Below are 24,940 nucleotides of genomic sequence, written 5' to 3'. Positions count from 1 at the left end.
AGTGCTTTCTGGTAAGATTAGCTAATGAAGGAGGCATCCCATGCTTGGGTTATATCATTTAATGAATTTGTATTATAAAAAAAGAGGGTAAATATTTTGTACTATTCAATATTACAATAGTAGATTTGCCGAGCTTATACTGGAATAGTGAGAGGCATTATTGAAATATAAAAACAAGCGACTTGTTAAGCAAGTCGCTTGTTTTCACATCAAGCGTCGGCTATCTCAGAAAGCGTCAACCATCATTTTACCCACTTACATTACCCTATGACACACACTGACAATCTGAATACCGCCACGGGCCAGCTGCCCCAACTGGCTCGCGCCATGCGACAGGCTGGGGCGGCCGTTTGGTCGGCTTGGCGCCTTGTGCTACTCTGCTGCGTGCTGGGCCTGGGCCTGACCGCACCGGCCCAGGCCAGCCACTTCCGCTACGGCGACATTGCCTGGCGGGTCGTGCAATCCGATGTGACGGGGCGCACCATCGAGTTCAAGGTGAATGCTGGCTGGCGGCTGGGCGCTTCCAATGCCATCGGCCTGAATTTTGGCGATGGCACGTCGGCCAATGCCAACGTCGTGTACGCCAACATCAGCAATGCCTACGATTACGGCACGGGCACGGTGCAGCACCGCTACAACGCCAACGGTAACTTCACCGTGAGCTACAGCGGGTGCTGCAAAATATCGAACCTGCAAAACAACCGCGACGGCAACTGGTATGTGAGCTCGGTGGTGAACGTGGGCGGCGGCAACAGCTCGCCCGTGTCCACGGTGCCGGCCGTGGTAAACATGCCCGTTGGCCTGGCCGGTGCCCGCTACATCATTCCCGCCGCCGACCCCGACGGCCGGGCCCTGACCTTCTCGCTGGCCGGAACGGCCCAGAGCTGGCCCGGCGTGCAGCCCGCCGGCCTGAGCATTGATGCGCAGACGGGTGAAATAACCTTCAATACCGTAGGCAAAGCGAATGGCCAACTCTGGAACGCCGGCATTGCCATTTCAAACGGACGCACTACCATCATCGTCGACTTCATCATTCAGATGGTGCAGCAGTCGAACCCTCCCCAGTTCGATTACTCGGTGACCCCTGCCAACCAGCGCGTGCTAAGCACCTCGCCCGGCCAGGCCGTGAACTTCACGGTGCGCGCTCTTGGCATTGACCCCGGCAGCACCGTGCGGCTGAGCGCGGTGGGCGTGCCCCCTGGCGCAGCTATCAGCCCAGCCTTTGGCGTGTATGCCAACCCCGTGCAGCACACATTCTCGTGGACCCCAACCTCCGGCCAGTTCGGCACGTTCGTGGTCAACTTCGTGGCCGAGAGCAATGTGGGTGCCCAAACGTCAACGTCGGTTTCCATTATCGTCAGCCTGAAGCCTCGCTTCGACGTTCCCCCCACGCCCGCTGCTGGCATTACCAACATCTACGCGCCAGGCCAGGCCATTTCGCAGACCATCCAGGCGTCTAACGTCGACCCCACCAACACGGTGCGCATTGTGAATGCGCAGGAAAAAGCGACCAATGGTACTCTTTCGACCCTGCCCGCCGGCGCGGGCCTGTCGCCAATGCCTACGGCCGCGGCCAACCCCACCAGCGGCACCTTCACGTGGATGCCCGCCGCCAGCAGCTGGGGCGAGCACGCGCTGGTATTCACGGCCGAAGAAAGCCGGGGCGAGCGTGCCACCCACCAGGTCAACTACCTCATCAATACGGTGCCGGCCTTCACTTCTACTCCCGTAACACGGGCCGATGTGGGGCAGCTCTACAGCTATACCATCAGCGCGAGTGACGCGGACCTGGCTTACGGCGATGCCGTGAACTTTGTGTCGGCCGGTGTGCTTCCTGCCTGGCTCACCCTCACCACCGACCCTGCCACCGGCACAGCCGTGCTGGCGGGCACGCCGCCGGTTTCGGCCGCCGGCACCCTCACTGTGCGCCTGCTGGCGGAAGACGTTTACCACCACGATTACCCTTCGGTGCCCGAACAGGTGTTTACCATCGTCATCAACAACTGCACGGTGCAGGCCGTGGCGCAGAACGTAGCCGTGAGCCTGGATGCCAATGGCCAAGCCAGCGTATCGGCTGCGCAGGTCGACAATGGTTCGGCCGCCTCCTGCGGCATTGCCACAATCACGGTTTCGCCCAGCACGTTCAGCTGTGCCAACGTGGGTGCCAACACCGTGAGCCTGACGGTGACGGACATCAACGGCAACGTGAGCACTGCCTCGGCCACAGTCACGGTGAACGATGCCACGGCCCCCGCCGCAGTCGCTCAGGATGTGACGGTGCAGCTGGACGCTAACGGCGCGGCTTCGGTAACGGCCGCCCAGGTCAACAATGGCTCGTCGGACAACTGCGCGGTAGCTTCGGTTACGGTGTCGCCTTCAGCCTTCACCTGCGCTAACACTGGTGCCAACCAAGTAATCCTGACCGTGACCGATGCCAGCGGCAACGTGAGCACAGCCAGTGCCAACGTAACCGTAGTAGACAGCATTCTGCCCACCATCACGGTTCCTGCTGCTGTTAGCGTCAGCACTGACCCCGGTCAGTGCACGGCCAGCGGCGTTGCCCTGGGCATGGCCGTTGCCGCCGACAACTGTGCTGTGACGGTAACTAACAACGCCACGGCCACCTTCGCGAAAGGTGTGACAACGGTGACCTGGACGGCGACCGACGCTTCGGGCAACGTGGCCACCGCCACGCAAACCGTGACGGTAACGGACAACGAGAAGCCCGTACTGACGGTGCCTGCTGCCATTGTCGTAACTGCTCCGGCCACCCTGTGCGGTGCCATCGTGGCCTTTAACCCCACCGCCACCGATAACTGCGCTGTAGCCAGCGTAGTAGCTAGCTCTGCTTCGGGCAGCACGTTCCCGGTGGGCACCAGCATGGTGACTGTAACGGCGACCGATGCTTCGGGCAATACCAGCACCAGCCGCTTTGCCGTGACAGTGAAGGACCTGACGGCCCCAACCGTGGTGACCCGCGCCGTAACCGTAACCCTGGTGAACGGCACCGCTTCGGTAACGACGGCCCAAGTGAACAACGGCAGCGCCGATGCCTGCGGCATTGCCAGCTTCAGCTTGAATCGCAGCACGTTCTCCTGTTCCGACATAGGCAATAACCCGGTGATGCTGACGGTGACCGATGTGCACGGCAACGTGGCCAGCGCCCCCGCCGTGGTAACGGTAGTAGGCACTATTCCTGCACCATCCATTGCCGTAATCCCGGCTAGCACTGTGTATACCGGTGGCGTGGCCAGCAATCTGTACCTCGGCTACGGTGCTCAGAGTGTTACGCTCGCCGCCAAAGGTGGCGTGAGCTACTCCTGGAGCCCGGCCGCAGGCCTGAGCAACAGCCAGGTTGCAGCCCCGGTGTTCACGGCCACCACGGCCGGCACCTTCACCTACACCGTGACGGCGACCAATCAGTACGGCTGCACGGCTACTGCTACCGTGACGTTGCGCGTGGTTGATGCCCGCTGCGGCAACAAGAACGACAAGGTGCTGGTGTGCCATAACGGCCACGAAATCTGCATTTCGCCCAACGCGGTGGACACCCACCTAAACGGCCACGCCGGCGACCAGCTGGGCGCTTGCGGTACGACACCCGCAGCAGCCCGTCCGGCCCCGGCTCCGGCTCCGGCCGAGGCTGCGCAGGCACTACTGCTCGAAGCCTACCCGAACCCCTTCGGGGCCAGCACCACGGTGCATTTCCGGCCGGTGCTAACGGCTCCGACAAAGGTGCGGGTGTATGACGGCCTGGGCCGCGTAGTTGCGGTTCTGTTCGACGGCACGGCCGAAGCCAACCAGGATTACTCGCTCACGCTGAGTGCCGAGAAGCTGGCCACGGGCCTCTACCTATGCCGCTACGAAAGCCAGGGCAAGACGCACACGCAGCGCTTGTCCGTGGTGAAGTAACCAACCCGAAGGTTCGTTGGCTTCGCCCGAAGTCAATGCTTCAGGGCTTTCATAAAAAACCTCCTGCCGTTTGGCAGGAGGTTTTTTTTATGGACGAATAGCTGAATTTAGAGCAGTTCTCAGGTTCGTGCATATGGCACGCCCGGCTCACCACCGCACGGTACCCCTCCAGGGCGGCCCCTCCCCCAAGGAGAGGGGAGCCTGACAAGCAGTACACCAACCTGAAAAACTGCTTTAGCAGATAAATAGAGAAACCCCTTCCCAAGCCAAACAGCCTGGGGAAGGGGTTTCAACTTTAACCGTAGTTAATTGCGTATTTCCGACTACTTCAGCACCGCCAGCTCCCGGCCTACTTTGGTGAAGGCCGCGATGGCCGTGTCGAGATGCGCGCGGGTGTGGGCGGCGCTGAGCTGCACCCGGATGCGGGCCTTCCCTTGCGGCACCACGGGGTAGTAGAAGCCCACCACGTAAATGCCCTCGGTGAGCATGCGGGCCGCGAATTCCTGGGCCAGCTTGGCATCGTAGAGCATGACGGGCACGATGGGGTGCTCGCCGGGCGTGATATCGAAGCCGGCGGCGGTCATTTGCTCGCGGAAGTACTTCGTGTTCTCTTCGAGCTGGTCGCGCAGCTCGGTACTTTCGGTGAGTAGCTCCAGCACCCGCAGCGAAGCCCCCACGATGTTGGGGGCCAGCGTGTTGGAGAACAGATACGGCCGGCTGCGCTGGCGCAGCATATCCACGATTTCCTTGCGGCCCGAGGTGAAGCCGCCCATGGCCCCGCCCAGGGCCTTGCCCAGCGTGCCGGTGATGATGTCGACGCGGCCCATCACGCCGCGCATCTCGTGGGTGCCGCGGCCGGTTTTGCCCAGGAAACCGCTGCTGTGGCACTCGTCCACCATCACCAGGGCCTGGTATTTATCGGCGAGGTCGCAGATTTTGTCGAGCTGCGCGATGGTGCCGTCCATCGAGAACGAGCCGTCGGTGACGATGATGCGGTGGCGCGAACCTTTGGCTACGGCATCCTGGAGCTGCTTTTCCAGGTCGGCTATGTCGTTGTGGAGGTAGCGGTAGCGCTGGGCTTTGCACAGCCGCACGCCGTCGATGATGCTGGCGTGGTTCAGCGCATCCGAAATAATGGCGTCCTGCTCGTTGAACAGCGGCTCGAAAACCCCGCCATTCGCATCGAAAGCCGCCGCGTAGAGAATGGTGTCCTCCGTGCCCAGAAACTCGGCCAATTTGGCCTCCAGCTCCTTATGGATATCCTGGGTGCCGCAGATGAAGCGCACCGACGACATGCCGAAGCCGTGCGTATCAATAGCGTCTTTGGCGGCCTTAATGACTTCGGGGTGCGAGCTCAGGCCCAGGTAGTTGTTGGCGCAGAAGTTCAGCACTTCGCCGGCTTCGTCGGTTTCAATTTCCGCCCCCTGGGGCGAAGTGATGATGCGCTCCTTCTTAAAAAGGCCGGCGTCTTTTATTTCCTGGAGCTGCTGGGTGAGGTCGGGCTGGAGAGTGGCGTACATGGGGGCGGTGACTGAGTGGATGAGTGACTGAGTGAATTGTTGGGAAAACAGAACGTCATGCTGAGCTTGTCGAAGCATCTCTACCGCTTCGTTGAATCAATTGGATTAGTTGCGTAGTAGAGATGCTTCGACAAGCTCAGCATGACGTTCTTTTGTTTCGCTATTTCTTAAAAAACGCCTGCGCGCCCTGCCGGCCGCTATCCATCAGCTGCTGTTTCCGGGCGTCGGAGATGCGCTTGATTTTGGGGCTGAAGTTCAGGCAATCGATGCTGATGGTGCGCTGCCAGTCGGCGGGCTGCGCGGGGGCCAGCGGCTGGGCAGCCGCCCCGATGCTCAGCAAGAACAGCAGCGCACAAAAACGTAAGCGTAGCAGGGCAGCCTTCGTAAACATGAAGCCAAAGATACCGTAGTGCCGTGGGTCGCGGGTGCGGCCCCGGCTACGGCGGCCCCGGTATCTTTGTGCCCCCAAGTATTCCCATTCAACCCCAACCCTACGCATGGCCCTCCCTTCCGGCGAACCTGATACCACTTTTTTACCCGGCTCCGTGCTGGTCATTGGCGCCTGCGGCCAGCTGGGCCTGGAGCTGGTAGCCGCCCTGCGCCAGCGCTACGACCCCAACCTGGTGGTGGCCGCCGACGTGCGCCCTCCGAAAAACCCCGAATTGCTGGCCGGTGGCCCCTTCGAGCTGCTCGACGTGCTCGACCGCTCGCGCCTCGACAAGCTCATTCGCCAGTATCGCCCCAAGCAGATTTATCACCTCGCCGCCCTACTCTCGGCCACGGCGGAGAAGAACCCGCTTTTCGGGTGGCAGCTGAACATGGACGGCCTGCTCATCGTGCTCGAAGCGGCCGTGGCCCACGGCGTGGCCCAAGTGTACTGGCCCAGCTCCATTGCCGTGTTCGGGCCCGATACCCCGCGCGACAACACGCCGCAGGTCACCATCATGAACCCGAATACGGTCTACGGCATTAGTAAGCTGGCCGGCGAGCAGTGGTGCGAGTGGTACCACCGCAAGCACGGCCTGGATGTGCGCAGCCTGCGCTACCCCGGCCTCATCGGCTACAAAAGCCTGCCCGGCGGCGGCACCACCGACTACGCCGTGGACATCTACCACAAGGCCGTGGCCGGCGATAAGTACGAGTGCTTCCTGAGCGAAGACACCTACCTGCCGATGATGTACATGCCCGACGCGCTCAAGGCCACCCTGGATTTGATGCACGCCCCGGCCGAGCAAATCAAGGTCCGCACTTCGTATAATTTGGGCGCGATGAGCTTCTCGCCGGCCGAAATCACGGCCAGCATCCAGCAGCACGAGCCCGGTTTCGAAGTCACCTACCAGCCCGACGGCCGCCAGCAAATCGCCGACTCCTGGCCCGCCAGCATCGACGACGCGAAGGCCCGGCAGGACTGGGGCTGGCAGCCCGATTTCGACCTCGACAAAATGACGGCCGACATGCTGCTGCACCTGAAACAGATGCAGCCGGTGTAGGGGCAGTTAAGAGTTAGGAGTTGAGAGTTAAGAGTTAAAAAGGTCCGCTTGATGGTTCAAGCGGACCTTTTTTAACTCTTAACTCCTGACTATGACCTCCCTACGCCTGCTGGCGAGCTTCCTCCGCGGCTTCGGCCAGGCGGTTGCCGCCCGGGCGCTGGGGCACGTTGAAGAGCATCGACGTAGCCCACGGGCCTGCGAAGGCCAGTACCGTAAGGACGGTCAGGGCCACGTCGGCGGCCTCACTTTCGAGGGCTTCGCTGATGGGGTGGCCGGGCAGGTAATGGGTGACCAGCGACAGCATCAGCTTGATGCCCAGCATGGCGATGACCACAAACGCGGCAGTTTCCAGGAACGGATATTTGCCCATGAGCAGCACGAAGGCCTGCGCCACCAGCCGCATGGCCAGGATGCCGATAAACACGCCCACGCAAATCAGCAGCAGATTGTCGGTGAAGGCGACCACGGCAAACACGTTGTCGATAGAAAAGGCCAAATCCATCAGCTCAATGAGGGCCACGGTGGCCCAGAACTTGCCGAACAGGCCCAGCGTGTGGCGGTAGAACCAGCTTTTTTGCTTGTCCACGGTTTCGTCGTCGTGCGCCGGGCGGGCCTTAAAATGGTCATACACCAGATAGAGCAGGTAGAGCCCGCCCAGCGGCTTCAGATACCAGAACTGGATGAGGTACGAAGCGAACAGCAGGCAGAGCCCCCGGAAAATATAGGCCCCGAAAATGCCGTAGCGCAGGGCCTTCTTGCGCTGCTCCTTGGGCAGGTCGCCCACCATGGTGGCCAGCACGGCGGCATTATCCACCGAGAGCAGGCTTTCGATGATAACCAGGTTGCCCACGATGGCCGCCGAGGCCAGCGGATTATCAATAATTTGCTGGACGTAATGATTCACGGAAGAGAGGCTGGGGGAGATGAACGGGCTGCCTGATAAACCGCCAATGCCGGCGAAAGATGCCGGGAGCGCGGGATATCGCGGTGTTGGAGCCGAAAGAACGGCATGCCGGGCGGGTTGGCCCGGCGGCAGGGCCGGATTTCCGCCGCGCAAGCTACCCCAGCAGCGCCGCCATCTCTTCCAGAATAGCGGCCCAGTTCTCCAGATACAGCATGTGGCCCTGGCCCGGCAGCAGCCGCAGAGGCGCACCGCCCAGCCGCTCGGCCAGGTACGGAATATTGCCGGGGGCCCACACGCCATCGGCCTGCCCGTGCCAGAGGCGCATGGGGGCGCGCACGTCCTCAATCAGAAAACCGGGCGGGCGGCACCATGCCTGGGCATCATCGAACACGCCCCGGCCGTGGTGGGCAAAGCCCTGCACCGCCGCATCGCGCAGCAGCGCCCGCCAGCGGCGGGTCACGGTTTTTTCGGCGGGAAACATGAGGCGGATAAACCAGTCAATCGTGCGGTCGGGGTGGCGCTGCCACTGCCGGCTGAGCCAGAGAAAGGTAGTCCGGTTCAGCCACGGAAAGCTGACCTGGCCCCAGCGCAGGGCTTTCCATAGGGGCGAAAGGTGGCGGTAGGCGGCCGGCTCGCCCAGCGGCAGGCAGGTGCTGAGCAACTGCCCGGCCGCCACCCGCGCCGGGTGCCGCGCCGCCAGCGCCAACGCGTGCACCCCGCCCACCGACCAGCCCATCACGCCCACCGGCTCCCGAATTTCCAGCGCATCGAGCATCGCCACCACATCATCGGCAAAGGAGGGAAACGTGAGCCGCCGGTACACGCTCGACTGCCCCACGCCGGGCCGGTCGGGAGCCAGAATCTGGAGCCGGAGGCGGGCCAGCAGCGCCGCATCAGCGGCCAGTTCCAGGCCCGAGGAGCCGAAGCCGTGGTGAAACACCACCGCCCGGTGCGCGGGATTGCCGTAGCGGGTGAGGCCCAGCAGGCGGCCATCGGGCAGGCGGATGGTGAGGGGCGTGGGGCTGTTGGCGTCAGCGTGGGGCATGGCCGGGATACGGCGGGCGGCGCGAGGGGTTAGTGAAAGCGGAAAAACGCCCCGCCCGTTGCCAGACATTGGTTTTGGCAGCAGCAGGTAACCATGCAGCTGGTTTGCCAGTTGAGCTTGTGGGATTCACCTTGCCATTTACTCTGCATGATAGTCAACTCCACGCCCGCCGGCTGGCAAATCATCTACCAGCAAGCCCACGCCCTGCTGGCCGCGCAACTGGCCTGGCACTGGGCCCCCACGCTGTCGCCCGACCGCTGGGTGGGCCTGCTGGCCGCCATCGCGCAGCACGATGACGAGCAGGCCGACTGGCGCGGGCGCGGCGGCCACCACGGCCTCACCGCCGCCGGGGCCCCGGCCAACTTCACCCAAAAAGAATTCTCGATGGAGCAGGCCGCCGGGGTGCTGGCCGCCGCCCGCTTCCAGGGGCGCTGGCGCAGCCTCCTCACCAGCCTGCACCTGAGCTGCCTCTACGAAAGCCTGCGCGGGCAGAAAAAGGACATCGATGCCTTTCTGGATGAGCTGGTGGCCGCCCAAAAAAAAGCACGAAAGGAACTGAGCCTCACCAAAAAACAAGCCGACGAGGCCTACGCCCTGCTGCACTGGTGCGACCGGCTCTCGCTCATCCTCTGCCGGCACGAAATCCCGGAAATGGGCCGGGCCGTGGAAATCCATCGTGGGCCCGATGGCACTACCCACACCCTAGCCCAGCCCGTAGCCGGCGGGCCGGTCCACGTTCAGCCCTGGCCGTTTCGCGATGCGGAACTACTGGTGAGCGTCGAAGCCAGCGTGCTCACCCAGCTCCAGTTTAAGGATGATGCCGGGCTGGCCGCCGCCCTGCGCGCCGCCCCCGTCGAGGCGCTGAGCTGGACGCTACGCCGGGGCTAGCACCCTGCATTACTTGAGCGGGGCCCCCAGCTTGGCTACGGGCACGGCACTGCTCATCAGGCCCGCGGGCAGGGTTTGGGCGGTGGCAATGTGGTCGAGGCGGGCGGGTTTGGTGGCTTCGTCGCGGTTGGCGGCCAGCAGCAGCTTGCCCTGGCGGGTGTAGTTGCTCCAGGTGCGGCGGAAAGCGGGCTGGGCATCGGCCGCATTAGGGAAGTACGCCCACTCGTCCACGAGGCCGGTGGTGGGGCTCACCAGCACTTCGTAGCGGTTATTGGGCGTGGTGCCCACATTCTTGAAGGTCAGTTGCAGCAGGTCAGCGGGCTGGCCGGCCATGGTTTTGGCGGTGCCTTTGTAGGTGAGCGTCACGCCCGAGTCCTTGAGCTTGAACGGCATGAGCAGCCACCAGGAATTATTGTTCCAGATGGCGGGCATCTTCCCCAGCAGCTTCTGGCCGGCGGGCGTGGCCGAAATGTCCTTGCCCCGGCCGTACACCTGGCCTTTCTGGGTGTTGAGGTTGTAATTGGCCACGAGCGTGTCTTTCTCCCAGTGAAAGTCACCGGTTTGCTTGTCCCAAATCTGGTACTGCCCACCGAAGAAGCCCCAGGCCAGGTAGCGGGTGTCGCGCCAGGCATCGTAGCCGCCCATTTCGCGCATCACACGGTCGGCAATGGCCATGGCCCTGGGGTCGGAGCCCGCCTCGTCGAAGCCTGCGCCGGCGGGGTTGGTGCCGCTGGCGGTGGGCGGCGCTTGCTTCACAGCGAGCTGGTTGGGGGAGGAGCAGCCCAGCAGCAGGGCGCCGGAAACAACGGCCACGCACAGGCGCGGCATCAGGAAAACAGAACGCATAGCGACATCAAAGGATAAGCCGAAGCCGCCGAGTGCGGCCGGGACAGCCTAGATACGGCCCGGCCCGAATAAGGGCTACAGCCCGCGCACACGGCCGGCGCAACCGCTGGTTTTCTGCGCATTCAGCCGTGGTGCCGGGCCAGGACCAAGGCGGCCCTCCGGCTGGCCCACGCACCAATTGGGCCCCAATGCCCAACGCCGGTCCATTCCGGCCGTATTAGCAGGCGCAGCACACCGGTGTCTCATTACCTGCTACATGACTACTTCTAAATACAAACTATCCGATATTCTGTCCGTCCTCAAATCCTCGGCGGCCGAATTCAGTACCAACAACTCGTTTCGCCACGCGGCGGCGCTCTCCTACTACACCATCTTTTCGCTGCCGCCGCTGCTGCTCATCGTCATCACGGTGGCCAGCGCGGTATATGGTGGCGAGGCCCTCACCGGCCAGATTTACGGGCAGCTGAAGGGGCTGGTCGGGGCCGACTCGGCCAAGTTCCTGCAGGACAGCATTGCCAAGTTCACCCTACAGCAGCGCGGCCCCATTGCCACGGTCATCGGCATCGCCACGCTGATTTTCGCGGCCACCACGTTTTTCGTCACTCTTCAGGAAAGCATCAACGACATCTGGAACCTGAAGGTGAAAACCGAGGGTATCGGCATCGGGGCGTTCATCAAGCAGCGGGTGCTCTCGTTTGGGCTGATTTTGAGCGTGGCCCTGCTGCTGCTCATCTCCTTCGTGGTGAGCGCCGTGCTCAGCACCTTCACCGGCTGGCTGCAACAGCTGCTGCCCGAAGTGGGCGTGCTGGCCATCAAGCTCGTCGACTTTGTGCTGTCGCTGGGCGTCACCACGCTGCTGTTTGCCCTGATTTACCGCTTCCTGCCCGATGCCATCATCCGTTGGCGCGACGTGGGCGTGGGGGCCTTTATCACGGCGCTGCTCTTCGTGATTGGCAAAATTCTCATTGCCCTCTACATCGCCAAGGCCGACCCCGGCTCGGCGTTTGGGGCGGCGGGCTCGGCCATCGTGCTGCTGCTGTGGGTCAACTATTCGTCGCTCATCATCTTCTTCGGGGCCGAATTCACCCAGGAATTTGCCGATGCCTTTGGCCAGAAAGTGCAGCCCAAGGCCCACGCCGTGCGGGTCCAGGTGGAGGAAATTCCCAAGGGCGAATCCGAAGAGGAAATTGCCACTGGCCGACCCCGCAGCACGGGCAAGTGGAAGGGTTAAACCGGTAATTATTCCAAGTTGAAAAGTCCTTTTTTGCGCCTTGGTATTGAGAAATAGCTGGTTGGTAAGTATCTTGCTTTCAAATGTTTGAATAGGTGGTGCAATTGCATTAAGCGGTAAGTGCCCGGCTTGATAAAGTCGAAAAAGGAAAAATTTTGGATTGCAATGTTAGGGGGAGGCCGTGCCATTTTTGGAGAAATATTCTTTCCCCATGAAAAAAATACTATCCTTCTCGCCCTTGCTCCTGGCTTTGGCCCTGGTTGGAACGCCGGCCCTGGCTCAGAACACGCCACCGGTGCTGGCCACCCCGCCAGCGGCCCCGGCCCAATAACCCCAAGCGACCAACGACTACCTGTTGGGCCGCACCTACCGCGTCGAAACCACTCAGGGCACCACCTTCACGGGCGTGCTGGTGAGCATGAGCCTCACTAAGCTGGAATTCAACACCCAGGAGCTGGGCCAAATCAGCCTGGAGCGCACCCAGGTGCGTCGGGCCGACCTTGAGGGCCCGGCCAGCGCGGGCGTTAAGCCCGGCTACTTCGATATTGGCAACGGCAACCGGTTGTTTTTCGCGCCCACCGGCCGCGGCCTGCGCCGCGGCGAGAACGCGCTGCAAGTCGTGAGCCTATACTTTGTGGGCGGAAACTTTGGTATCACCGACAACATCTCGCTGGGGGGCTACCTCTCCGTCATCCCCGGCATCGGCCTGGAAAATCAGTTTGTGATGCTGACGCCCAAGGTCAGCTTCCCCGTCAGCGACAAGGTGCACGTAGGGGCCGGCGCACTTTACCTGCGCATCCCCGACTTCGACGGCGCGCTGGACCGTTCCTACGGCGCCGGCATTCTGTACGGAGCCGCCACCTACGGCTCGGCCGACAACAACGTGACGGCGGGCCTGGGCTACGGCTTTTTCGAGGGCGAAATCGGTTCCACGCCCATCCTGCAGCTCGGGGGGCAAAAGCGCGTGTCGCGCCGCGTTTCCCTCGTTTCGGAGAACTACATCATCCTCGATTCCAAGGCGGGCATGGGCGGGCTCTACGGCATCAAGATAAACTGGCAGCGCACCAGCCTGGGGCTGGGAGCGGCCTACGCCTACGTCTTCCCTTACGAGGAAACCGATACCTACACTTATTTCAACGGCAGCCAAAACGTTACTGTTACCCAAACCAATCGGCAAGGCGGGCAGGGTTTCAGCACGTACATCATACCCGCCTACATCGATTTCACCTTCCGCTTCGGCAAGGGCGTGAAGTAAGCTTGTTTTCCTGAAGCGCAAAAGGCCGCTGATGATTCATCAGCGGCCTTTTGCGCTTCCTGCCTGTGGTGGCTGGGTCGTTTCTCAGGCTCCGGCCTTCTCCTCCTTCACCGCCAGCTGCCCGCAGGCGGCGTCGATGTCCTTGCCCCGGCTCCGGCGGATGTTGGTTTGCACGCCCCGGTCGGACAGGTACTTGTGGAAGGCGGTGATTTTGTCGTCGGCCGCGTTCTGGTAGTCAGCGTTTTCGATGGGGTTGTACTCAATCAGGTTCACCTTGCAGGGCAGCCACTTCGCAATCTTGGCGAGGTGCTCGGCATCGTCCAGCCCGTCGTTGAAGCCGTCGAACACGATGTATTCGTAGGTGACTTTGCGGCCGGTTTTCTGGTGGTAATACTGGAGCGCTTCCTTCAGCGCGGCCAAAGAATTGGCCTCGTTGATGGGCATGATTTCGTTGCGCTTGGCATCGGTGGGCGCGTGCAGCGAGAGGGCCAGGTTGGCCTTCACGTCGTCATCGGCCAGCTTTTTAATCATCTTGGCAATGCCGGCCGTGCTGATGGTGATGCGGCGCGGGGCCATATTCAGGCCATCGGGCGCGGTGATGCGGCGCACGCTTTCCACCACGTTGGCGTAGTTGAGCAGCGGCTCGCCCATGCCCATGTACACGATGTTGGTGAGGGGCGTGCCGTACTGGCTTTCGCACTGCTCGCGAATGCGCACCACCTGGTCGTAAATCTCGGCCGCGTCCAGGTTGCGCTTGCGGTCCATGTAGCCAGTAGCGCAAAACTTACACGTGAGCGAGCAGCCCACCTGGCTCGAAATGCAGGCCGTCATCCGCGTATCGTGCGGAATGAGGACGCCTTCCACCACGTTGCCATCGAATAGTCGGAAGGCTGATTTGATGGTGCCGTCGCTGCTGAGCTGCTTGTTCTGCACCGTCACGCCGTTTATCACGAAGTGCGCGGCCAGCAGCTCGCGGGTGGCCACCGAGATGTTGTTCATCTCCTCAAACGTGGCGGCGGTGTTCTTCCACAGCCACTCCGTCACCTGCTTGGCGCGGAAGGGCTTCTCCCCGTGCTCGACCATGAAGGCCTTCAGGTCGTCGGGCGAAGTTTTGCGGATATCGCGTTTAGTGGGCGTAGGGGCGAGGGGCAGTTCTAGCAGCATAGTGCAAAGATACAAGCAGGCAGGGCGTTGGGTTCCGTGCTACTGTATTTGCGCCGCCAGCTCTTCGGGCAGCAGCCGCAGCTTGCGGATGTTGTAGTCGAAGCAGAGCATGCCGGTTTTGGCGCGGGCCACTTCTTTGCCGGCTTGGTTATGCACGTGGTACACCACGTCGAAACCGTATTTGTTGGCGTCAGTCGCGGCCATTTGCACGCGCAGCACATCACCGTGAAAAGCCTCGGCTTTGTACTCCACCGCCACATCCACCATGATAAGGCCGAGCTTGGTGACGGGGTCGTAGTCGTTTTCCAGGCCCAGGGAGCGCAGGAAATGCACCCGCGCCTCGTGCAGCAGGCCCAGTAGGGCGTCATTGCCCAGGTGGCCGCCGTAGTTGAGGTCGGTGATGCGAACCGGGATTTCGGTGGCGAAGGAGAAGGAATCGGGCAGGGCTACTTTTACGCGGGGCATAAGATGAATTAAAAATTAAGAATTGAGAATTAAAAATGAGTGACCAGGAGCCAAGCCAGGAAGGGCCAAAGGTAGAAGTACGGGTGACGGCCGACGGCTCGGCCACGCTGTTCGTGCCTGCGCTCAACGAGCATTACCACTCGCAGCACGGGGCTCGGCAGGAATCGGCGCACGTTTTCATTCGCCATGGGCTGGGGCCGCTGCTGGAAGCCGCTGCCATTGCTGGCCAGCCGCTCCGCATCCTGGAAATTGGCCTGGGCACCGGCCTGAATGCGCTGCTGACTCTGGAGGCCAGCCAGGCCGCCGGGGCTTTTATCGAATACGACGGCCTCGAAACCTTCCCGCTGCCGCCCGCCGTGGTGGCCGCCCTGCAACCGGAGTGGGACCAGCGCGGCACGCCCTTGCGCGAGCTGTTTGCCGAACTGCACGCCGCGCCCTGGAATGCGCCGGTGGAGCTGCTGCCCGGCTTCCGGCTGCGCAAGCTGCACCAGCCACTACAGGCTGCGGCGCTGCTTCCTGGTCATTACGACCTCATCTATTTCGATGCCTTCGCCCCCGAAAAACAGCCCGAGCTGTGGACCGAAGCCATTTTCGTTCAACTCTACGCCGCTGCCGTGCCCGGCGCGGTGCTGGTGAGCTACTGCGCCCAGGGCCAGTTTCGGCGCAACCTGCGGGCCGCCGGCTGGCACACCGAAAGGCTGCCCGGCCCCCCCGGCAAGCGGGAAATGACGCGAGCGGTGAAAGCAATGAGCGAATGAGTGAATGAGCGAATGAGTGAATGAGTGAAGTCAGGATGGTGTTCCTTTGTGCTTGCCAAATGGTACGGGCGACCACATTTACTCATTCGCCCATTCACCCATTCACTCATTGCTGTTTGTCCCGTAAATTCCTCGATACCGAAAGCTCCGGCTGGGTCACCGACGGCCTTATCAGCGAAGCCCAGCGGCAAAAGCTGCTGGCCCGCTACCCGCCCGAAGCGCAGGCCCTGGGCCTATTGCCCATCCTGGGGAGCCTGCTGGTGGGCCTGAGCGGGCTGAGCGTGGTGGCGGCCAACTGGCAGGGCCTGCCCACCGCGTTGCGGCTGGCCCTGCTGCTGGGCAGCCTGCTGGGCAGCTACGGCGCGGGAGCCTATTTCCTGCGGCGCGGCAACCCCGATTTGGGCCACGGGCTCATTGGGCTGGGGTTGATTTTATTCGGGGCCAGCATCATTCTCGTCAGCCAGCTCTACCAATTGGTGGGCTACGATGCCAGCGGCCTGCTGGCCTGGGTGGTGGCCGGCGTGGCCCTGAGCTACGTGTATGGCTCGCGGCTGCTAGTGCTGCTCACAGTGCTGATTGGGGCGGCGGTGCAGACGTACTGCGTCGAGTCGCTGGGGATTTTTAGCTACGTCACGGCGTGGCTGGTGGCGGCCGGATTGGGCTACTACTGGTGGCGGCGGCCCGATGCCGTAACCAGCACCGTGCTGGCCGTGGGCCTGCTCTGGCAGGCAGGGCTGCTCATCATTGTGCTGCATTCCAAAATCACCTGGTTTTTCGTGCCCGCCATGGCCATTTACGCGGCCGGCGACTGGCAGCCCAACCGCGCCGGTGGGCGGGCCCTGCAGGTGCCGCCGCTGGTAGCGGCGTACCTGTTCATGTTTGGGCTGGCTATTTTTGGCGAGACCGATGCCTACGCCAATATCCTGCGGCCGCCGCTACTGCCGTATCTGGCGGCGCTGGCAGCCATGCTGGCGGTATCGGTGGCCGGCAAGCGGGCGCGGGGCCGCCTGGCCTCGCTGCCCGAGTGGCTGCTGCTGCTGCCGGGCTTCTACCTGCCGGGCGGGCTGCCGCTGGCCGTGGCCACGCTGGTGGTGCTCTATGCCCACGCCGGCTCGGTGCTGGCCCGCGCCAACCGCGACCAGGACTCCGAGCAGCTCACCATCGGCGCGGTGCTCTTCGTGGCTGCCACCGCCGTGGCCTACTTCAAGCTAACCTGGGGCTTTATGGATAAGTCGCTGTTTTTCCTGGTGGGTGGCGTGCTGCTGCTGGGCCTGAGCTGGTATTTGCGCCGGCGCAATGCGCAGGTGCTGGCCACGGTGCCGCCGCCGGTGGCGCAACAGGCCGACAATCTGCCTACGTCAAACGATGGACCCGCAGCAGCAGCTCCGACTCATAATTCATAATTCAACACTCATAATTATTGAAAACTGACCTGCTCACTTGGTTTTCGGCCCCCACGCGCCGCCGGCCGCTACTGCGCCTGCTGGTGGCAGCGCAGGTCCTCTACATTCTGGGTGTGGCCGGCGCGGGCTATGCCACCACGGCCCTGGGCCAGCAGGTAGTGCTGGCCACCACACCTATCGACCCGCGTAACTTGCTCTACGGCGATTTCGTAAGGCTGCGCTACGCAATCAGCGAAAGCCCCTTGCGCCTGTGGCACGATGCCGCGCCGCCGCGCCGCCGCCAGGCCGTATTCGTGCTGCTGGCCGCTGGCCCCGACAGCCTCAGCACTGCCATTGGCGTTTACCCGCAAGCGCCCAAGCCCAGCATGGGCCAGGCCGTGCTGCGCGGCTGGGTCACCGATGTGTATCGTAGCTCCTTCAGCCTGCGCTTCAACCTGGAGCGCTATTACGTGCCCGAAGGCAGCGGCCTGCGCCTCGAAAAAGCCGGCCGCCTGCACCCGTTGCGGGTGCGCGTCAGCATTGCGCCGTGGGGCCAGGCCCGCATTGCCAGCGTAGCCGTGCCGAAGAAATAGCGGCAGGGCAAAATCGCACAAAAAAAGAACGTCATGCTGAGCGTAGCCGAAGCATCTCTACCGCATAAGTAAATAGATTACTAACGTGGTAGAGATGCTTCGCTACGCTCAGCATGACGTTCTGTTAATGTCCTTGCTGCGCTGTTTCTACTGAATCCGGTACGTGACGGGCACGGTGAACGACACGCTCACCTCACGGCCGTTTTGCTTGCCGGGAATAAATCGGGGCAGAGTTTTGATGGCGCGCATCGTTTCCTCATCCAGCCCGGAGCCCAGGCCTTTCACAATTTTCACGTCGATTATATCGCCCTTGGGATTCACCGTGAAGCTCACGAAAACCTTGCCTTCAACTTCGTTGCGCAGGGCCAGGCTGGGGTACTTCACGGCCTTCTGAATGGCCGTGACGATGGCCAGCTGGCCGCCGCCGCCGGGCAGCTCCGGCATCTGCTCCACGTAGGTGTAGGGCTTGCTGGTGGCGGCATCGGGCAGCAGGCCGGTCCCGTCGCCCGGCTTCAGCTCGATGACCGGGTTTTCGGCTTTGGCGTTGGGGTCGCCTTCGGTGGTTGTGGTGCTGGATGCTTTTTCAAGCAGCTCGATTTGATTGGGAACCTCGCTTTCCTGTGGCGCATCCTTTTCCTTCACTACCACGGGCACCACGTTTTTTATCGTAGACGGCTGCGGGGGCGTCGTGGGCGGCTTCACCGCCTCCGGTGGTGCAACGGGGGCCTCCGGCTCCGTGGGCATGTCGATGAAAATGGGGTTGGCTTGCACAATGGGCGGAGCTACTGGGGGCATCGTTTCTTTCAGCAGCTGGGATATCAGCGGGAAAAGCAGCAGCAGCGCGCATATGGTGGTGGCAATCACCAGGGCGCGCATAATGTGGCGCTGGTAGAGGCCGCGGAGCGCGTAGGCGCCGTAGCCGCGGTTGCGGCCATCGAACACGATGTCGTCGAGGCTGGCCGTGGCCAGCTGGGCATTGGTCATCATAAAGTTGCGCGGTTAAGAAGGGTTAAGTCGGCCTGCGTGATTTTCACGAGGGCGTATTTCTGTTGGTGCGTGCGGTTCATCTCATCCAGAATGTCCACCATGTCCTGGTACCTGGCATCGGGGCTGGATTTAATCAGGACAATCAGCGGGCCCTGCTGCTGCCGCCGCAGCACGGCCTGCCGGATGCCGGTGGCGGCGAAGGTGGTGGTGTGCAGTTCCGGGGCGGCCGGGGCGGTGCCCTGCAGTGTATTCAGCCCGAAGAAATAATGCACCTGGTGGCCTTTGCCGAGCAGCACGGTCATGGCGTTAGATTCTTTTACCGGGGTATCCACCTTGCTTTTCACCGGCATATTCAGCTCCATTTGGTAGGGCCGGGCGAAGGTGGTGGTGAGCATGAAGAAGGTGAGCAGCAGAAACGCCAGGTCCACCATGGGCGTCATGTCGATGCGGGTCGACATCTTCTTTGCTCGTCGTTTGCCGGGCTTGTGGGAGCCGGCGGCTTGCTGCTGGATTTCGGCCATGGGTTCTATCCAATTAGGTGAAAGATACCCGACCAACGCCCCGCCCGAAGGCCTTATTGTGAGTGGTTTACCGCGAAAAAATATATTTCTAAGCGCATATCATCTCACCCCAAAAACCCGTTACTACCGGATGCCTCAAAAGCGCCGCACGCCGCCCGGCGTGATGCAGGCCGTGAGCGGTACATCGGTCGGCAGCATGTCAGCGATGTGGTCAATAAGCGGCTCATCGAGCACGCTCAGGCCGATAAACTGCGTGCCTGGCCGGCACTGGGCCAGAAACCGGTCGTAGTAGCCGCCGCCGTAGCCCACGCGGTGGCCGGCCGCATCCACGGCCAACAGCGGCACCAGCACCGCATCGAAGGCGGCGGCCGGCACTTCAGTAGCGGCGGCAGCTTCGGGTTCGGCAATGCCCCAGTGATTTTTGTGCAGGGGCGTGGCGGGTGTCAGCTCGTAGTGTTTCAGCGAGCGGCGGTCGGGCTGCATCACGGGTGCGGCCAGGCGCACAACCAGACTTTCGGCCCAGATTCGGTGGATGACCCGCCAGGTATCCGGCTCGTGCTTGCCCACTATGGGCAGAAAAACGTGCAGCCAGCGCCACTGCGCCACCGGGAAATGCTGGAATAGCTGCTCGCAGAGCTGCTGGCTGCGGTGCGCCACCTCGGCCGGTGGCAGGGCTTGGCGGCTGGCCAGGGCGGCGCGGCGCAGGGTGGCTTTGGAGAAATCTGGGCTCATCGGCGGGGGCGGGCGGGCCGGACGCGGGTACGCGGTTAGTCCAGCGCCGTCACAAAGAAACTAATCCGGGGCTGCATGCCCGCCAGCAGCGCACCGATGGCGGCCCGTTCCCAGCTGGCCTGGCTGGTGCTGCGCACATACAAGTCGTTGTTGACGTAGCCCACGCTCAGCGAAAAGGCCAGCTCCTGGGGTTGGGGCGGGGGTGCCGGCACCCCGTTAGTGGTTCGCTGGCGCTGCACCCTGACCTTAAGCGGTGCCGAGCGGGTGGGTTGGCCTGCGCCGGCTTCCAGGCCGTTGCCCTTTATCCACTCCAGGGCCAGAAAAAAGTCCTCATCGACGACCAGGTGCTCGTTGGTGAGGTCCACGGTGAACGTGCCGGTCTTGATATCAGCCGTGGTGATGACGTCGTGGGCCAGCAGCTTGGTTTCCGTCGGCCGGCCCTTGGCATCGAGGCGGTAAAGGTTGACGCGAAACGTAACGGGCCCCAGCTTGTTGTAGCACACATTAAAGTTGGCCGTCAGCACCCGGGTGGGATGGTGCCGGATGGAAATGACGGTGCCGATTTCGGTACCCAGCGCCTTCGTATTGAGGTTGAGGTTAGACGTGAGGCTATTGGACGTGTTGCCCAGCGTACGGGGCCGTTTAAGCAGGCCGGTGCCCTGTACCTGCACCTCCTGAAGTGCTACCGAGGCGGGCGTCAGGCTCACGTTGGGCTGGGCTCGCAGGGCGCGCAGGGTAAGCAGGCGCGTCTGATAGCCGATGCTTGATATCCGCACAGTATCGTTGGCCAGTGCCTCCTGGAACGCCAGTTGGTAAGCGCCCTGCTCCGTGCTCACCGTACCCAGCGACTTGCCAACCACACCAATGTTGACGTACGGCAGCGCCGCTCGGGTTTCGGCGTTGGTAAGAACGCCACTGATTGGTTGGGCAACGGCCGTGGCCCCGCAGAAAAGCAGAAAGAAGACGAGCAGCAGGGGAGGTTTCACGCGGCGAAGTAAACGGCGAGGGAGTAAATACCCGTGAGCGACGCATCCGCCCACCGCCCATCAGATGCCAGCACGGGCAGGAAGGTTGCCCGGCGCTGGCGCGACCTGTTGCTCATAGCGAGGGCTTACTCTACTTCCAGCACCGTGAACTACCGCTGGCCGCAGTTTAGCGCGAAGCGCGTAACTGCTGGCTAATACGTAACGCGAGTTTGTAACTCGCTGATGAGTAGCGTAATGAAACGTTTTCTCGAACGCGCCGGGAGTAGGTAAAGGCCGTTCTTCCGCGAGTCACAGACTCGCCACGCCCATCGGCCAGCAGTTACGCGCTACGCGCTAAACTGCGGCCAGCACGCCGGCCTGCACGCCAGCAGGCGTTCTACTCCTCCTCCAGCACGGTGAACTCCAGCGCCAGCGGCTCAAAGGCATCGAGCAAATCCTGAATGAAGCCGGGGTTGTTAATCAGGATGCTGAGCACGTTTTCGCTGCGCTCCTGCAGGCCACCGCCGGGGAAAAGCTTTTCCTTGAGCGTGGCCAGCTGCGTGTAGGCGGTTTCGTGCTTGGTTTCGGCGGCTTTGCTCAGGCGCTTTTCGAGGCCGGCGAGGCTTGCGGCGGCCTTCTGGGCTTCGGCAGCCACGGTTTTTACCAGCGTCGGGTCGAGGCGCTGGGCCACGTCCTGCACCTGCTGGAAGGCGGCGGCCAGAGCCTGCTGCTGTTCTTTCAGGCTGATTTCTTCCTGGCCCAGCGCGGCCCCGACTTGCTTCTTCAGCTCGGGCAGCGGGCGAAATATTTCGTGGGTGGTCAGGCCCAGCTTCTTCAGCTTGCCCGCGTTGGCCCGGCTGATGTACTCGGCCGAGTTGCGGGGCAGCACCATCGGCATGGGTACGGCAAAGGCCGCAAACACGTCCTTCAGCTGCAACCAATACGCCACCTCCGCCGCGCCGCCGATGTAGGCCAAATTGGGCAGCAGCATTTCCTGGTACACCGGCCGCAGCACCACGTTGGGGCTGAACTGCTCGGGGTGCGCCTGGGCCAGGGCCAGCAGCTCGGCCTGGCTGTGGCACTTGGCCGTGTTGCGAATGGTGACTTCCACGCAGTCGGCCCCGCTGACATCGGGCTCCAGGCGCTCGCGCTTGCCTTCGTCGGTGAGGAAAAACAGGTTGATGGGCCGCGAATACACCTGCGGTTTGTAGCCAGCGGCCGTGAGGCGGGCGTTGGTAGCCTGCACGGCGGCGTTGGAGACCTGTCCGGAAAGTTCTTTTTCCAGCAGCGGCACCAGCGCCTGTTTCAGGGCCGGCCGGTCGGCATCCAGCGTCACCAGTCCGAACTCGCCAAACAGCGCATCGGCCAGCTTGCGGGTAGCTTCAGCCAGGGTTTTCGATTCGGTATAGGCCTTGTGGAAAGCGGTGGGCACCTCGGGCGGCAGCTGGCTCAGGAGCTGCTCGGCCAGGCCGTCGAGCGGGAGGCGGCCCACCGGGCCGCCAGTGTTGGCCGCGTCCCAGGCGTAGGTTTTGCCAAAGAGCGAGAGGTGGTTGATTTCGGCGAAATCATGGTCCTCGGTGGCCATCCAGTACACCGGCACGAAATCGTACTGCGGGTATTTCGCCTTCAGGTCACGGCTTAGTTTGATAGCCGAGGCGATTTTATAGATGAAATACAGCGGCCCCGTGAGCAGGTTGAGCTGGTGTCCGGTGGTCACGGTGAAAGTGGTGGGCTCGCCCAGCAGCAGGATATTATTCTCGATGGCCGGTTCCGGCTCGGGGGCCATGCCGTACTGGTCGCGCAGGGCCGCCACCAGCCGTTTGCGGGCTTCGGGCGTGTACACAGCCTTTTTCTCCTCGATTTGAGCGGCGAAGTTTTCCAGCGATGGAAAGCGGTGGTAGAACGGCGCTAAAGCCGGATTCCGGACAATGTAGTCAGTCAGCAGGCTGGAGAAAGCACCGGTTTCGGCGTAGGAGAGGGTCGTACAGTTGGTGGGCATGGGGTAGGGGCGCGGGCCGGTAGGGGACAGGTACCGCAAAAGTCCGCACAAAACCCGGCCCCGGCTCAAAAGTTGCCAGTTTCCACCATCAAACGGCCCAAAACCGCATTTCCAGCGAAATGCGCGTCTGGTCGTCGTTCAGGTTCACCGCCCCGCCGTGCAGCAGATACGGGGAGAAAATCAGCACCTCCTCGGGGCCCGGGTTGGGGCGCAGTAGGTGCAGCAGCTGGGCCGAATCCACGAGGCCGGGCACGCTGTATTGGGTGCCATTATACACCGCGCCGGCGTGGGTGCGGGTGGTTTGGTCCTCGGTCCACCAATGCGAGCCAGGGGCCAGCGCCAGCGAAGAATCAGCGGTGCTGCCCGCCACGGGAAAGTAAATGTTCACCCCGTTGCGCAGCTGGTCGAGCCACACATCGCGGTGCAGCGGGTTGTTGTCGGAACGGTGCGGCCGCACGATACGCAGGTGAAATTCGGCCTTTCCCGTGGCCGGGTTATACACCCGTACCCTGCGCCCACACAGTGCCGATACCCGCGCTTCGAGGTACGCCACGGGCACGGGCAGGGCCTCCAGTGGGTAACTCTTGGTCTGGTTAACTACGGCCAGGTGGCGGGCATCATCGTTGCCCACCACCCGGTGATAGCGCGTCACGGGCCAATCCGACGACACGGCCTGGCCGGTGGCACGCACCGCCGCCCGCAGCAGCTCGGCCAGTCCCTCGCGGAGCGTGGCGTTTTCGGCCGGTGTCAGCCAGGGGGCCACGGTGTAGCCGGCGGTGGTCCAGGCCGCGCCGGCCGTCAGGTCCGTGTCGGTAGCCAGCAGGATTTCGGCCGCGCCGGGGCCTGCCGGTCCCTCAATCTGGTAGTCGACGTCGTGCTCGTTCAGGCGCGCTTTCATCCCAACTACCGGTTCAGGTTATTTCACCAAAAGCCCGTACAAATCGAAGTCCGTGGCCGCCGTAATCTTCACGTTAGCAAAGTCGCCCAGCCGCACGAAGGTGTCGCGTTCCACCGGCACCAGCACCTCGTTGTCCACCTCGGGCGAGTCAAACTCGGTACGGCCCACGAAGTGGCCGCTCTCCTTGCGGTCGAACAGCACCTTGTAGGTCTGGCCCACGCGCGCCTCGTTCAGCTCCATCGAAATGCCCTGCTGCAGCTCCATGATGGCGTCGGCGCGCTCCTGCTTGAGCTCGGCCGGCACGTCATCGACGAGGGTGTGCGAGTGCGTGTTTTCCTCGTGCGAGTAGGTGAAGATGCCCAGCCGCTCAAACCGCGTCTGCTCCACAAAATCATACATTTCCTGGAAGTCCTGTTCCGTCTCGCCCGGGTGGCCACTGATGAGCGTGGTGCGGAGCGCAATGCCCGGCACGCGCTGCCGAATGGTATCTACCAGCTCAATGGTGCGGCGCTTGGTGATGCCGCGGCGCATGCTTTTCAGCATGGCATCGGAGCCGTGCTGCAAGGGCATATCGAGGTATTTGCAGATGTTTTCGCGCTCCGCCATCACGTCCAGCGCATCCAGCGGAAACTGCGATGGGTAGGCATATTGCAGGCGAATCCAGTCGATGCCGTTCACGTCGGACAGGTTGCGGAGCAAGTCGGCCAGCTTGCGCTCGCCGTAGGCTTCCAGGCCGTAATACGTCAGGTCCTGAGCGATGAGAATCAGCTCCTTGGTGCCCATGCTGGCGAGGCGCTTGGCTTCCTTCACCAGGTCCTCAATCTTGCGGTCGACGTGCTTGCCGCGCATCAGCGGGATGGCGCAGAACGAGCAGGGCCGGTTGCAGCCCTCCGCGATTTTGAAGTAGGCGTAGTGCCTGGGCGTTGTAATCAGACGCTCCCCAATCAGCTCGTGCTTGTAGTCGGCGTTGAGCACCTTCAGCATCTGGGGTAGCTCCAGGGTGCCGAAATAGGCATCTACCTGCGGGATTTCTACTTCCAGCTCGTCCTTATAGCGCTGCGAGAGGCAGCCCGTTACGTAGAGCTTATCCAGGCGGCCGGCCTCTTTCTCCTCCGCGTAGCGCAGGATAGTGTCGATACTTTCCTGCTTGGCGTTATCGATAAAGCCGCAGGTGTTGATAATGACGATGTTGGCGTCCGACTTCTCGGCCTCGTGGGTTACGTCGAAGTCGTTGGCCACGAGCTGGCCCATCAGCACTTCGCTGTCCACGATATTCTTGGAGCAGCCGAGGGTGATGACGTTTACTTTATTGGTGGTCTGATTTCTAACTTTCATAAATCACTGATTGGCGCCGATTAAACGGATTGCGCTGCTTTTCTTAACTG

Annotated in this window: 22 protein-coding genes; 8 read left to right on the top strand and 14 right to left on the bottom strand. The window is 62.3% G+C overall.

The window, feature by feature from the left end:
- Positions 1–267: 267 nt before the first annotated feature.
- Entirely contained in the window at positions 268–3,912 is a 3,645-nt protein-coding gene (locus ABD819_RS14375; RefSeq protein ID WP_345125448.1) for a putative Ig domain-containing protein, read from the top strand.
- A 323-nt stretch (positions 3,913–4,235) separates the two neighbouring features.
- On the opposite strand, the gene kbl is transcribed toward ABD819_RS14375, so the two are convergent.
- A complete protein-coding gene (gene kbl, locus ABD819_RS14370; protein WP_345125446.1) occupies positions 4,236–5,432 on the bottom strand; it encodes a glycine C-acetyltransferase in 1,197 nt (398 codons plus the stop codon).
- 160 nt (positions 5,433–5,592) lie between these two features.
- The gene (locus tag ABD819_RS14365) at positions 5,593–5,823 is read right to left on the bottom strand and encodes a hypothetical protein (RefSeq protein WP_345125445.1); all 231 of its coding nucleotides are present in this window, start codon (positions 5,821–5,823) and stop codon (positions 5,593–5,595) included.
- Between the two features lie 106 nt (positions 5,824–5,929).
- Here ABD819_RS14365 and ABD819_RS14360 point away from each other — a divergent pair, with 106 nt between their 5' ends.
- Positions 5,930–6,922, top strand: coding sequence for an NAD-dependent epimerase/dehydratase family protein (locus ABD819_RS14360; RefSeq protein ID WP_345125444.1), 993 nt, complete (start codon positions 5,930–5,932; stop codon positions 6,920–6,922).
- Between the two features lie 100 nt (positions 6,923–7,022).
- Here ABD819_RS14360 and ABD819_RS14355 read toward each other — a convergent pair whose 3' ends face one another.
- Together ABD819_RS14355 and ABD819_RS14350 are read right to left on the bottom strand one after the other, a co-directional pair.
- Positions 7,023–7,826, bottom strand: a complete 804-nt coding sequence (locus ABD819_RS14355; RefSeq protein WP_345125442.1) for a TerC family protein — start codon at positions 7,824–7,826, stop codon at positions 7,023–7,025.
- A gap of 154 nt (positions 7,827–7,980) precedes the next feature.
- Entirely contained in the window at positions 7,981–8,871 is an 891-nt protein-coding gene (locus ABD819_RS14350; protein ID WP_345125440.1) for an alpha/beta fold hydrolase, read from the bottom strand.
- Positions 8,872–9,018: 147 nt separating this feature from the next.
- On the opposite strand from ABD819_RS14350, the gene ABD819_RS14345 reads away from it, so the two are divergent.
- On the top strand, positions 9,019–9,759 hold the full coding sequence (locus tag ABD819_RS14345) for a DUF3891 family protein (protein ID WP_345125438.1): 741 nt from the start codon (positions 9,019–9,021) through the stop codon (positions 9,757–9,759).
- Positions 9,760–9,768: 9 nt separating this feature from the next.
- Here the strand turns inward: ABD819_RS14345 and ABD819_RS14340 are convergent, their stop codons facing one another.
- Entirely contained in the window at positions 9,769–10,605 is an 837-nt protein-coding gene (locus ABD819_RS14340; RefSeq protein WP_345125437.1) for a hypothetical protein, read from the bottom strand.
- Positions 10,606–10,861: 256 nt separating this feature from the next.
- Between ABD819_RS14340 and ABD819_RS14335 the strand changes: the two genes are divergently transcribed.
- Together ABD819_RS14335 and ABD819_RS14330 are read left to right on the top strand one after the other, a co-directional pair.
- The gene (locus tag ABD819_RS14335; protein WP_345125435.1) at positions 10,862–11,836 is read left to right on the top strand and encodes a YihY/virulence factor BrkB family protein; all 975 of its coding nucleotides are present in this window, start codon (positions 10,862–10,864) and stop codon (positions 11,834–11,836) included.
- 355 nt (positions 11,837–12,191) lie between these two features.
- Positions 12,192–13,091: a hypothetical protein gene (locus ABD819_RS14330; protein ID WP_345125434.1), complete on the top strand. Its 900-nt coding sequence runs from the start codon at positions 12,192–12,194 to the stop codon at positions 13,089–13,091.
- An 84-nt stretch (positions 13,092–13,175) separates the two neighbouring features.
- On the opposite strand, the gene rlmN is transcribed toward ABD819_RS14330, so the two are convergent.
- Both rlmN and ABD819_RS14320 read right to left on the bottom strand, forming a co-directional pair.
- Positions 13,176–14,255 carry a dual-specificity RNA methyltransferase RlmN gene (gene rlmN / locus ABD819_RS14325; protein ID WP_345125433.1) on the bottom strand — a complete coding sequence of 360 codons (1,080 nt, stop codon included), beginning with the start codon at positions 14,253–14,255 and terminating at the stop codon, positions 13,176–13,178.
- A 39-nt stretch (positions 14,256–14,294) separates the two neighbouring features.
- Positions 14,295–14,720, bottom strand: coding sequence for a thioesterase family protein (locus tag ABD819_RS14320; RefSeq protein ID WP_345125431.1), 426 nt, complete (start codon positions 14,718–14,720; stop codon positions 14,295–14,297).
- Between the two features lie 35 nt (positions 14,721–14,755).
- Here ABD819_RS14320 and mnmC2 point away from each other — a divergent pair, with 35 nt between their 5' ends.
- The 3 genes from mnmC2 (at position 14,756) to ABD819_RS14305 (ending at position 17,453) form a co-directional block, all read left to right on the top strand.
- Entirely contained in the window at positions 14,756–15,478 is a 723-nt protein-coding gene (gene mnmC2, locus ABD819_RS14315; RefSeq protein ID WP_345125429.1) for a tRNA (5-methylaminomethyl-2-thiouridine)(34)-methyltransferase MnmC2, read from the top strand.
- 116 nt (positions 15,479–15,594) lie between these two features.
- The gene (locus ABD819_RS14310; protein WP_345125427.1) at positions 15,595–16,881 is read left to right on the top strand and encodes a DUF2157 domain-containing protein; all 1,287 of its coding nucleotides are present in this window, start codon (positions 15,595–15,597) and stop codon (positions 16,879–16,881) included.
- Positions 16,882–16,898: 17 nt separating this feature from the next.
- Complete coding sequence (locus ABD819_RS14305) at positions 16,899–17,453, top strand: GDYXXLXY domain-containing protein (RefSeq protein ID WP_345125426.1); 555 nt, start codon at positions 16,899–16,901, stop codon at positions 17,451–17,453.
- Positions 17,454–17,600: 147 nt separating this feature from the next.
- Here the strand turns inward: ABD819_RS14305 and ABD819_RS14300 are convergent, their stop codons facing one another.
- The 7 genes from ABD819_RS14300 to rimO all read right to left on the bottom strand — a co-directional run bounded on the left by ABD819_RS14300 (position 17,601) and on the right by rimO (position 24,890).
- Positions 17,601–18,440, bottom strand: a complete 840-nt coding sequence (locus ABD819_RS14300) for an energy transducer TonB (RefSeq protein ID WP_345125424.1) — start codon at positions 18,438–18,440, stop codon at positions 17,601–17,603.
- Positions 18,437–18,961, bottom strand: coding sequence for an ExbD/TolR family protein (locus tag ABD819_RS14295; protein WP_345125423.1), 525 nt, complete (start codon positions 18,959–18,961; stop codon positions 18,437–18,439). Before ABD819_RS14295 ends, ABD819_RS14300 begins: the two co-directional genes overlap by 4 nt.
- A 135-nt stretch (positions 18,962–19,096) precedes the next feature.
- Positions 19,097–19,693, bottom strand: coding sequence for a 5-formyltetrahydrofolate cyclo-ligase (locus tag ABD819_RS14290; protein WP_345125420.1), 597 nt, complete (start codon positions 19,691–19,693; stop codon positions 19,097–19,099).
- Positions 19,694–19,728: 35 nt separating this feature from the next.
- Positions 19,729–20,679 (bottom strand): carboxypeptidase-like regulatory domain-containing protein, encoded by a 951-nt coding sequence (locus ABD819_RS14285; protein WP_345125418.1) that lies wholly within the window; start codon positions 20,677–20,679, stop codon positions 19,729–19,731.
- Positions 20,680–21,055: 376 nt separating this feature from the next.
- On the bottom strand, positions 21,056–22,657 hold the full coding sequence (bshC, locus tag ABD819_RS14280; protein ID WP_345125416.1) for a bacillithiol biosynthesis cysteine-adding enzyme BshC: 1,602 nt from the start codon (positions 22,655–22,657) through the stop codon (positions 21,056–21,058).
- Positions 22,658–22,745: 88 nt separating this feature from the next.
- Positions 22,746–23,555, bottom strand: coding sequence for a phytanoyl-CoA dioxygenase family protein (locus ABD819_RS14275; RefSeq protein ID WP_345125414.1), 810 nt, complete (start codon positions 23,553–23,555; stop codon positions 22,746–22,748).
- A gap of 18 nt (positions 23,556–23,573) precedes the next feature.
- Positions 23,574–24,890 (bottom strand): 30S ribosomal protein S12 methylthiotransferase RimO, encoded by a 1,317-nt coding sequence (gene rimO, locus ABD819_RS14270; RefSeq protein ID WP_345125412.1) that lies wholly within the window; start codon positions 24,888–24,890, stop codon positions 23,574–23,576.
- Between the last annotated feature and the right edge of the window lie 50 nt (positions 24,891–24,940).

This window comes from Hymenobacter antarcticus (genome assembly GCF_039539545.1).
Taxonomy (GTDB): Bacteria; Bacteroidota; Bacteroidia; order Cytophagales; family Hymenobacteraceae; genus Hymenobacter; species Hymenobacter antarcticus.
Note: the sequence above shows the minus strand (reverse complement) of the source record. Positions and strands in the feature narration are given on the sequence as shown.

Coding starts and splice junctions, on each gene's coding strand:
- ABD819_RS14375 (WP_345125448.1), top strand. CDS start 268: ATGACACACACTGACAATCTGAATACCGCCACGGGCCAGCTGCCCCAA.
- kbl (WP_345125446.1), bottom strand. CDS start 5,432: ATGTACGCCACTCTCCAGCCCGACCTCACCCAGCAGCTCCAGGAAATA.
- ABD819_RS14365 (WP_345125445.1), bottom strand. CDS start 5,823: ATGTTTACGAAGGCTGCCCTGCTACGCTTACGTTTTTGTGCGCTGCTG.
- ABD819_RS14360 (WP_345125444.1), top strand. CDS start 5,930: ATGGCCCTCCCTTCCGGCGAACCTGATACCACTTTTTTACCCGGCTCC.
- ABD819_RS14350 (WP_345125440.1), bottom strand. CDS start 8,871: ATGCCCCACGCTGACGCCAACAGCCCCACGCCCCTCACCATCCGCCTG.
- ABD819_RS14345 (WP_345125438.1), top strand. CDS start 9,019: ATGATAGTCAACTCCACGCCCGCCGGCTGGCAAATCATCTACCAGCAA.
- ABD819_RS14340 (WP_345125437.1), bottom strand. CDS start 10,605: ATGCGTTCTGTTTTCCTGATGCCGCGCCTGTGCGTGGCCGTTGTTTCC.
- ABD819_RS14335 (WP_345125435.1), top strand. CDS start 10,862: ATGACTACTTCTAAATACAAACTATCCGATATTCTGTCCGTCCTCAAA.
- rlmN (WP_345125433.1), bottom strand. CDS start 14,255: ATGCTGCTAGAACTGCCCCTCGCCCCTACGCCCACTAAACGCGATATC.
- ABD819_RS14320 (WP_345125431.1), bottom strand. CDS start 14,720: ATGCCCCGCGTAAAAGTAGCCCTGCCCGATTCCTTCTCCTTCGCCACC.
- mnmC2 (WP_345125429.1), top strand. CDS start 14,756: ATGAGTGACCAGGAGCCAAGCCAGGAAGGGCCAAAGGTAGAAGTACGG.
- ABD819_RS14300 (WP_345125424.1), bottom strand. CDS start 18,440: ATGATGACCAATGCCCAGCTGGCCACGGCCAGCCTCGACGACATCGTG.
- ABD819_RS14295 (WP_345125423.1), bottom strand. CDS start 18,961: ATGGCCGAAATCCAGCAGCAAGCCGCCGGCTCCCACAAGCCCGGCAAA.
- ABD819_RS14290 (WP_345125420.1), bottom strand. CDS start 19,693: ATGAGCCCAGATTTCTCCAAAGCCACCCTGCGCCGCGCCGCCCTGGCC.
- bshC (WP_345125416.1), bottom strand. CDS start 22,657: ATGCCCACCAACTGTACGACCCTCTCCTACGCCGAAACCGGTGCTTTC.
- ABD819_RS14275 (WP_345125414.1), bottom strand. CDS start 23,555: ATGAAAGCGCGCCTGAACGAGCACGACGTCGACTACCAGATTGAGGGA.
- rimO (WP_345125412.1), bottom strand. CDS start 24,890: ATGAAAGTTAGAAATCAGACCACCAATAAAGTAAACGTCATCACCCTC.